Source organism: Arthrobacter sp. Y3223164 (genome assembly GCF_059091005.1).
This window is the reverse complement of the sequence record NZ_JBNHGF010000284.1, coordinates 1-3602: the sequence shown is the minus strand read 5'-3', so window position 1 is coordinate 3602 and position 3602 is coordinate 1. Positions and strand designations below refer to the sequence as shown.

4 protein-coding genes are annotated in these 3602 nt (G+C 68.5%); 1 reads left to right on the top strand and 3 read right to left on the bottom strand.

What is annotated here, in order from left to right:
- The 3 genes from AC5RUJ_RS12630 to AC5RUJ_RS12620 all read right to left on the bottom strand — a co-directional run.
- A partial coding sequence (locus AC5RUJ_RS12630; RefSeq protein ID WP_494155945.1) for an Mrp/NBP35 family ATP-binding protein occupies positions 1 to 1016 on the bottom strand: 1016 nt, incomplete at its 3' end.
- Between the two features lie 3 nt (positions 1017 to 1019).
- Entirely contained in the window at positions 1020 to 1619 is a 600-nt protein-coding gene (locus AC5RUJ_RS12625) for a DUF1003 domain-containing protein (RefSeq protein ID WP_494000285.1), read from the bottom strand.
- Positions 1612 to 2889, bottom strand: a complete 1278-nt coding sequence (locus AC5RUJ_RS12620) for a magnesium transporter MgtE N-terminal domain-containing protein (protein WP_494000284.1) — start codon at positions 2887 to 2889, stop codon at positions 1612 to 1614. The genes AC5RUJ_RS12625 and AC5RUJ_RS12620 overlap by 8 nt, the downstream gene beginning before the upstream one ends.
- 164 nt (positions 2890 to 3053) lie before the next feature.
- Between AC5RUJ_RS12620 and AC5RUJ_RS12615 the strand changes: the two genes are divergently transcribed.
- A partial coding sequence (locus AC5RUJ_RS12615; RefSeq protein WP_494155944.1) for a YflT domain-containing protein occupies positions 3054 to 3602 on the top strand: 549 nt, incomplete at its 3' end.

Sequence of the window (3602 nt, the reverse complement as noted above, 5' to 3'; positions counted from 1 at the left end):
CCGGCGTCGCCGCCGGCGCGCAGCCGTGGCTCCAGCGGGATGCTTCCCAGCAGCGGTACCGGCTTCTCCAGCACGGCGGAGAGACGCCCGGCGACGGCAGTTCCGCCGCCGGAGCCGAAGACTTCCATCCTGGATCCGTCCGGCAGCGCCAGCCAGGACATGTTCTCGATGACTCCCGCCACCTGCTGACCGGTCTGCGCGGCGATGGCGCCGGCGCGTTCCGCCACCTCCGCCGCGGCGCCCTGCGGGGTGGTCACCACCAGGATCTGCGAGGACGGGAGCAGCTGCGCCACCGAGATCGCCACGTCCCCGGTGCCCGGAGGCAGGTCCAGGAACAGTGCATCCAGGTCGCCGAAATAGACGTCGGTGAGGAACTGCTCCAGGGCCCGGTGCAGCATGGGACCGCGCCAGGCCACCGGCTGGTTGCCTGAGACGAACATGCCGATCGAGATGACCTTCACGCCGTAGGCCACCGGCGGCAGGATCATCTCGTCCACCCGGGTGGGAGCCTGCGTGATGCCCAGCAGCCCGGGAACCGAGAAACCGTAGACATCGGCGTCGATGATGCCCACGCGCAAACCCTGGGCGGCCATGGCGCACGCGAGGTTGACGGTGACGCTCGACTTGCCCACCCCGCCCTTGCCGCTCGCCACGGCATAGATGCGGGTGAGCGAGGACGGATCGGCGAACGGATTGCCGCGGCCGGCACCGCGCAGCTGCTCCTTGAGCGCGTCGCGCTGCTGCGGCGTCATCACGTCCAGCTCCACCGCCACCCCGGAAACGCCCGGGACGGCAGCCAGGGCGTGCTCGATGTCGGCGGTGATGGTGCCGCGCAGCGGGCAGCCCGAGATGGTGAGCAGCACGCCGACGGTGACCCGTCCGGCGTCGTCAATCCGGACGTCCTTGAGCATGCCCAGCTCCGCGAGGGGCCGGCGCAGCTCCGGATCGATTACGGTTCCCAGCGCGCGCCGTACGGCGGCCGGGTCCGGGTGTTGCGACGGGTGTGGATCAGTCATGCATCAGTTCTCCTGGCCGCCGTGTTGGACGGGCGGCAGCTTGGGCAGCGAGGTGGTGGCATCGGAGGAACGGCGCCGGCCGCGGCGGCGTTCGTCCGCGGACTCGTCGTCCAACAGTTCTTCCAGCACCGAGCGCAGCTCGCTCCGGACGAAGTCACGCGTGGCCACTTCACGGATGGCGATCCGTAGCGCGGCCAGTTCGCGGGTCAGGTACTCGGTGTCCGCCAGATTGCGTTCGGCCCGCTGGCGGTCCTGCTGCAGCGAGACCTTGTCCCGGTCGTCCTGGCGGTTCTGCGCCAACAGCAGCAGCGGAGCGGCGTAGGAGGCCTGCAGCGAGAGCATCAGGGTCAACGCGGTGAAGCCCAGCGCGGCGCTGTCGAAGCGCAGGTGTGCGGGTCCGAACGTGTTCCAGGCCAGCCAGAGCGCACAGAAGACCGACATCCACATCAGGAACTGCGGGGTGCCCATGAAACGGGCGAAGGACTCCGTGGCCTTGCCGAAATAATCGGGGTTCGGCCGCAACCGGACCAGCAGGCGCGTACGGGTCTCCCGCGGGGTGTCCAGTCCCGCGACCTTGATTTTCCGGTCTGCCTTTTCAGCCAAAGCGTCCACCTCCGCTTACGGGGGAGTCGTCCTGCGCCCGCCAGTCGTCGGGCAGCAGATGGTCCAGCACGTCGTCAACGGTCACGGCGCCGACCAGCCGGCCGGAGCTGTTGACCACTGCCAGGGCATTCAGGTTGTAGGTTGCCAGGGTGCGGGCCACGTCGCTGACATCGGCCTGGTCCAGCACCGGCTCCAGGTCGGTATCCACGATGTTGCCCAGCGCCTCCGGCGGCGGGTAGCGCAGCAGCTGCTGGATGTGGACCACGCCCAGGTATTTCCCGGTGGGGGTCTCCAGCGGCGGCCGGCAGACGAAGATGGCCGACGCCAAGGCCGGCGTGAGCTCTTCGCGGCGCACATGCGCCAGGGCCTCGGCGACCGTGGCTTCCGGGGGCAGGATCACCGGCACCGGGGTCATCATGGAACCGGCGGTGTTTTCCTCATACTCCAGCAGGCGGCGGACGTCCTTTGCTTCTTCCGGCTCCATCAGCTGCAGCAGTTCTTCCTTCTGCTCCTCGGGCAGCTCGGCCAGCAGGTCGGCGGCGTCGTCGGGATCCATCTCCTCCAGCACGACGGCGGCGCGTTCGGCATCCAGCGACGTGAGGATCTGCACCTGGTCGTCGTCCGGCAGCTCCTGGAGCACATCCGCCAGACGGTCGTCCTGCAGCTCGCTCGCGACTTCCAGCCGGCGCTTCTGGGTCATCTCGTGCAGTGCCTCGGCGAAGTCGGCGGGCTTGAGGTCCTCGTGGCTGGCCACGAAGGTAGTGGCCGCCTGCGGTTCGTGCCTGGCGCCCTGGTAGGCCTCGTGCCAGTCCACGATCAGTGTTTCGTTGCGGCGCAGGCTGCGCAGCGGCGACGTCGAATGGCCGCGCCGGACGAAGAGCTGGGACACATACCAGTCGCCGTCGCGGGACTGTTCCATGCCGATGTCCAGGATGGTGGCGTCGCCGCTGCCGTCGGCGAGCGTGACGCGGCGGTCGAACATCTCGGCGACCACCAGGGTCTCGGCGCCGCGCTGCTCGAACCGGCGCAGGTTGACCAGCCCGGTGCAGATGACCTGCCCGGCGGTGATCGAGGTGATCCGGGTCATGGGGACGAACACGCGTTTCTTGCCGGGGACCTCGACCACCAGACCGACCACCAGGGGCGGCTTGGCGGGGCCGTAGTCGAGGACGACGACGTCGCGCAGCCGGCCCAGGCGGTCTCCGAGCGGGTCGAAGACGTCCAGGCCGAGCAGCCGGGCTACGAAGACGCGGTTGGTTTTTGTGCTCACCCCTTTAGGCTACGTGCTGGGCCCGGAAATCCGGGATTTGGCGGGCCGGCTTTGCCTTGCTCCCGGCCGCCGCACTGGCGGAGGCTAAGGCAGCGCGGCGGTTCCCACGTTCACCTGAAGCGATACCCAAACCACCGGTTGCGTATATCAGCGACAATGGGGGTATGTCGATGCTTGGCCGTACAGATTCCCGGGACCCCAGCCGTACCCTTCCGCAGGGCGAGTTGATCGGAAACTACCGCTCGTATCTGGATGCTCAGAAAGTGGTGGACTACCTCGCGGACGAGGAATTCCCCGTCCAGCACGTGACCATCGTCGGCAACGACCTGAAGACGGTCGAGCGGGTGACCGGCAAGCTCAGCTATCCGCGGGTTGCCCTCTCCGGCGCGGCCACCGGCGCGTGGTTCGGCCTGTTCGTCGGCTTGCTGCTGATGCTCTTCGGCGGCGGCGAAACCTTTGTGCTGCTGATCTCGTCGATGGCCATGGGCGCGGCCTTCTGGATGCTGTTCGGCATCATTTCCTACGCGCTGCAGCGCGGCAAGCGGGACTTCACCTCCACCAACCAGGTGATCGCCACCAGCTATGACGTGGTGGTCTCCACCGAGGTGGCACACGAGGCCCGGCGGTTGGCCGCGCAGCTGCCGATGGCCGGAACCGCGGTTCCCGGCCGCCCGGCTAACCACGGGCAGTCGCCCGTCGGGCCGCAGCCGCCT